The following is a 5,705-nucleotide window of genomic DNA, read 5'->3' as shown; positions in this document are numbered from 1 at the left end:
GTGTAGATCACATAGGCCAGATTTGAGGCCGATGCATTCGCGAGCAAGCTCGCGCCTACAGGTGCTCCAGCCACAATTGTCTCCAGATTGATGACCGGGATGCCGCTGACGGGCAACAGATTGCGGGTCGCTTGATGCACCAGCAACACCACCGGCTCGCTGTCTTCGAGCATGTGCTGCAGGCGCTCCAGCGGATACGCCGGGTCCAGCGGCACATAGGCACCGCCAGCCTTGAGGATGCCCAGCAAGCCGACCACCATCTCGACACTGCGCTCGACACAGATCGCCACCCGCGCATCGGGCTGTACGCCCTGCTCAATCAGCACCTGAGCCAGGGCATCGGCCCGCGCCTCCAGTTGCGCATAGCTGAGCACCTGCTCACCGGCCTGCAATGCCGTAGCATTCGGGGTGCGCTGCACCTGGGCAGAGAAAAGCCCGTGCAGGGTCTGCTCAAGATCGTAAGGTACCGCGGTGGCGTTGAAGCCTTCCAGCAACTGCCAGCGTTCCTCGGCCGTGAGAATGTCGGCATATTCCAGCGCAGCCTGCTCGGCATCCAGCATGGCCTGCAGGGTGCGCTGCAAGTAGCCGGCATAACGCTCGATGGTCGTGGCATCAAACAAGGCGCTGGCGTATTCCAGATTGCCGCCAATACCGCTGGCGGTTTCGCCCAGGTTCAGTGACAGGTCGAACTTGGCCACCTGGCTGTGCTGGGCAATACCTTGCAGATGCAACTCGCCCAGCATCGGCTGGCCATCGGCGCTACCGTCCAGCCCGCCATCCAGCCCCGAGTCCCAGCTCAGCAAGGTCTGGAAGATCGGGCTGTAAGCCAGGCTGCGGGCCGGGCGCACAGCCTCGACCACCTGCTCGAACGGCAATGCCTGATGCGCCTGGGCCTGCAATACCCGGTCCTTGACCCGTGCCAGCAGGGTCCGGGTGTCAGGCGCGTCGCTGATGTCGATGCGCAGGGCCACGGTATTGACGAACAACCCGATCAGGTTATCGATTTGTGCAGGATCACGGTTGGCCACCGGCGAGCCGATCACCACCTCTTGCTGACCGGACAAGCGCCCAAGCAACTGTGCCCAGGCACTGAGCATGACCATATACAGGGTCACCCCGTGACGCCGGGCCAGGGCCTTGAGCCCGGCGCTCAGCCGGGCATTGAGTTCGAACGGCACACTGGCGCCGCTGTAGTCCTGCTGCGCCGGGCGTGGGCGGTCGGTGGGCAGCAGCAGTTGCGCCGCAGCCCCGGCCAGGGTCTGACGCCAGTAGTCGGCCTGCTGGCTGAGCACTTCACCGCTGAGCCAGCGCCGTTGCCACACGGCGTAGTCACCATATTGCAGCGCCAGAGGCGGCAACGGGTCGGCCGCCCCCTGGCTGAAGGCTTGATACAAGGCGGCCAGTTCACGGGTCAGCACGCCCATCGACCAGCCGTCAGCGATGATGTGGTGCAAGGTCAACAACAGCACATGCTGGTCGTCGGCAATACGCAGCAGCTGACCACGAATCAGTGCGTCGTGCTGCAAATCGAAAGGCCGCGCCGCCTCCTCACGCATCAGCGCATCGATATCCAGCCCCTGCGCGTCACTGACGCGCAGCAGCGCCCCGCCTTCGGCCGGGCTGATGTGCACCCGCGGTTCATCGTCATGGGCGACAAACCGGCTGCGCAACGTCTCATGGCGGGCCACGATACGGCTCAGCGCGCGTTGCAGGGCATGCTCATCGAGCCGGCCACTCAGGCGCAGCCGTACGGCAATGTTGTAGGCCGCACTGGCGCCCTGCATCTGGGCGAGGAACCACAGCCGCTGCTGGGCAAACGACAACGGCAGCGGCTCATTGCGCGCCACCGGCATAATCTCTGGCTGGCTGCTGCGGCTGGCGCGGCTCAGCGATTGGGCCACGGCAGCAAGCTCGCCATTGGCGAATAGCTCGCCCAGGCTCAGCTCCACCCCCAGCCGCTGGCGCACCTGGGCGGCCAGACGCATGGCCAGCAGCGAATGCCCGCCCAGTTCGAAGAAGCGGTCATGGCGGCTCACTCGCTCCACGCCGAGCAACTCGCCCCAGATCTGCGCCAGCGCGGTTTCCAGTTCGCCCTGCGGCGCCTGGTAACCGTGGCTGAACAAGGCACTGCGCTGCGGACGCGGCAAGGCGCGGCGATCGACCTTGCCGTTGGCGGTCAGCGGCAGCGCGTCAAGGCTGACAAACGCCACCGGCACCATGTACTCCGGCAATACGCCGAGCAGTTGCTCACGCAACACAGGCGGCTCCATGACCTGGGCAGCGGTGAACCAGGCCACCAGCCGGCTCTGGCCGGGCTCGTCTTCCAGCGCCAGCACCACCGCCTCTTTGATGCCCGGTACGTGCGCCAATGCGCTTTCAATCTCGCCCAGCTCGATGCGTACCCCGCGGATCTTCACCTGGTCGTCATTACGCCCCAGATATTCGAGGTTGCCATCGGCCAGCCAGCGCACCAGGTCGCCGGTGCGGTACATCCGCCCGCCATTGAACGGGTCAGTCAAAAAACGCTCAGCGGTGAGGTCTTCACGGTTCAGATAACCGCGAGCCACACCGGCACCGCCGACATACAGCTCACCGACCACACCGATTGGCACCGGCTGCTGTTGCTCGTCCAGCACGTAAGCCCTGGCATTGGCCATCGGCTTGCCGATATGCAGCAGCTCACCCACCTGCATCACCCCAGAGGTCGCCACCACGGTGGCTTCGGTCGGGCCGTAGTTATTGACCACCGCGAAGCCCGGATCACGCTGGAACTGGCGCAGCCGGTCGCCACCGATCAACAGGGTCTTGAGGGCCGGATGCGGCTGTTGCTGGCTGAAGGCGTATTCGGCCACCGGGGTCGGCAGGAAGCTGACGTCCAGCGGCTGGGCACGCCACCAGTCGAGCAAGGCTTCGATGTCCTGTTCGCCGTCCTGGGTCGGGGCCAGATGCAAGGTCGCGCCGCTGCACAGCGCCGGCCAGATTTCCCAGGCCATGGCATCGAAACCGAAGCCGGCCAGGCTGGAGGTATGCTTGCCCACGCCAAGGTCAAAGGCCTCGCAGTGCCAGTCCACCAGGTTGTTCAAGGTCTGGTGCTCGACCATCACCCCTTTCGGCAAACCGGTGGAACCAGAGGTGTAGATCACGTAGGCCAGGTTATTGACCGTGGCCCGTTGAGTCAGCTCGCCGTTCAGTTGCGCTACAGGCAGACGGTCCAGTTCGATCACCGGCACTGACAACACCGGTAGCCGGCCAACCAGCTCGCTCAAGGTCAGCACCACCTTGGGCTGGCTGTCACTGAGCAGGTAAGCCAGCCGCTCGGCCGGGTGCGCCGGGTCGACCGGCACATAAGCACCACCGGCCTTGAGCACCGCCAGCAACCCCACCAGGGTGTCGAGGCCACGGCGGGCGACAACGGCCACCCGCTCATCCGGCTGGACGCCCTGCGCCAGCAGTTGAGCCGCCAGGCCGTTGGCGCGCTGCTCCAGTTGCCCATAGCTCAGGCTCTGGCCCTGATACACGGCGGCTACGGCGTCGGGCCGTTCGGCAGCCTGCGCGGCCACGCGCTGATCAATGGTCAGGTGCTGCGGATAATCCGCGGCCGTGGCATTGAAGCCATTCAATAGCTGGCGGCGCTCAGCCGCCGGCAGGATCGGTAAGCTATCAATGGCGATCTGCGGGGTCAGCTCCAGCGCCTGGACCAGTTGCTCCACGGCGCAGAGCATGTACTGGCAGACTCGCGGGCCGTCGATGCCCGCCGTGCTCAGCAGGCTGAGACTGAACTCACGACCCAGGTCATCGACGCTCAGGGTCAGCGGGAAGTTGGTGCGCTCGCGGCCATGACGGGTGTCGATGCCCTCCCAGGCCGCCAGCGCCTCGGCATTGGCGCCGGCCACGGTGCCGCTGGCGCTGTGTCGGTAGTTGAGCAACGCGCTGAACAGCGGCGCCGGTGCCGCCACGCCGCTGCAGCGTTGGGCCAGGGCCAGCGGTGCGTGCTCGTGGCGCATCAGGCTGATCAGCCGGGCATGGGTGGCTTTCAATGCCTGGTCGGTGGCCGCGCCGTCGATATCCACCCGCAATGGCAAGGTATTGATGAAAATGCCCAGCGCCCGGTCAGTGGCTTCGGCGCCTTGCAGGCGGCCCATCAACACCGTGCCGAACACCACCCGGGCCTGGCCGCTGAGCACGCTCAACACCCGCGCCCAGGCCAGATGGAACAGGCTGGCGGCGCTGATGCCCTGCTGGCGCGCCTGTTCACGCAAGCGCAGGCTCAGTGGCGGCGGCAGGTTCAGGCCGGTCTCGCGGGTCGCGCTGCCGTCGCCCTGCACATCATGCAAACCAAACGGCAAGGTCGGCTCGTGGACCGCACCGAGCATGTCGCGGAAAAACGCTTCGTGATCGGCCTCGCTGGTGCCCAGCCGGGCCTGGGCCACGTAATTGCGAAATGGCACCGGCTTGCCCAGTTTGCCGCCCTGGCCACTGAGAAACGCCTGCATTTCATGGCGCACGACATCCAGTGCACTGTGGTCCAGTGCCATATGGTGAAACAGCAGCACCGCGCTGATCGTGCCGTTTTCTGGGTGACGGCTGAAGCCCAGTTGCAGCAGCGGCGCCCGGCTGACGTCCAGCCGCAAACGGGTCGGCTCGAAGTGCGCTTGCAGCGCCGATTGGGGCGTCTGGCCGGGCGCAGCGAGCACTTCCTGCTGAATCAGAAAGGCCTGGCGCCAGACCACTTGCACGGGTGCTGGCAGGCCCTGCCAGAGCACCGCGCTGCGCAGAATGTCGTGGCGGTCGATCACCGCCTGCAAGGCCAGCACAAAGGCGTCCAGGCGTTGTTCGCTGGCAAACACAAACTGCGCCTGCAGCACATAAGGGTCACCGCCACTGGCGCTGACATGGTGATAAAGAATGCCCTCCTGCAGCGGTGCCAGCGGGTAGATGTCCTGCACATTGGCCGCCCCGCCCGGCACCGTGGCGACGATGGCGTCGATCTGGGCCTGGTCCAGGCTTACCAGGTTAAGCATCGCCGGGGTGATCCGGGTGGTTGCTTCGGTAATGGCATTGGCCGGCACCGTGACCTGGCCGGTGTTGCCGGGGTCGTATAGCCCTGCGCGAATCAGCTCCAGCAACGCCGGCTTGTGCGCGCGCAATATCGCCAGCATGCCCGGCTCGCTGAGCGCCTGCCGGTTGCCTTGCACCACCAGTTGGTCATCCTTGAGCGCCAACTGGATGTCCTTGGCCTTCAGGGCCGCCAATACGTCATTCAGGCTCACAGGACGATCTCCATTCTTTCCGTAATTGCCGCGTAGCCGGCCAGGGTCGGTTGCTCGAACAACGCCCTGACATCGGCCTCGATTCCTTGCTGTTGCAGACGGCCGATCAGGGTCACGGCCAATAACGAATGCCCGCCCAGCTCAAAGAAGTGATCCTGCCGTCCGACCCGCTCCACCCCCAGCAGCTCGGCCCACAGCCCGGCCAGGGTGATTTCCAGCTCGCCCTGTGGCGCCTGGTATTCACGCGCCGCCAGCGATTGCGCATCCGGCGCCGGCAGGGCCTTGCGGTCCAGTTTGCCGTTGGGGCTCAGCGGCAAGGCCGGCAGATGGACAAACTGCGCCGGGACCATGAACTCCGGCAGGCTTGCCAGCAGGTGCGCCCTCAAGGTGGCGATTTCCAGGGCATGGGCAGCGGTGTAGTACGCCACCAGACGC

The 5,705-nt window shown here is 65.5% G+C and carries 2 protein-coding genes; both read right to left on the bottom strand.

Features of this window, described 5'->3' with window-relative positions:
- Nucleotides 1-5,270, bottom strand: a 5,270-nt coding sequence (locus NRB16_RS28585) for a non-ribosomal peptide synthetase (protein ID WP_257107529.1), incomplete at its 3' end; no start/stop codon positions are given.
- Nucleotides 5,267-5,705, bottom strand: a 439-nt coding sequence (locus NRB16_RS28580) for a phosphopantetheine-binding protein (RefSeq protein WP_257107528.1), incomplete at its 5' end; no start/stop codon positions are given. The genes NRB16_RS28585 and NRB16_RS28580, both read right to left, overlap by 4 nt.

Origin of the sequence: Pseudomonas sp. LJDD11 (assembly GCF_024584215.1) — a bacterium.
GTDB lineage: Bacteria > Pseudomonadota > Gammaproteobacteria > Pseudomonadales > Pseudomonadaceae > Aquipseudomonas.
The sequence above is the reverse complement of the archived record's forward strand: the minus strand, read 5'-3'. Positions and strand labels throughout refer to the sequence as shown.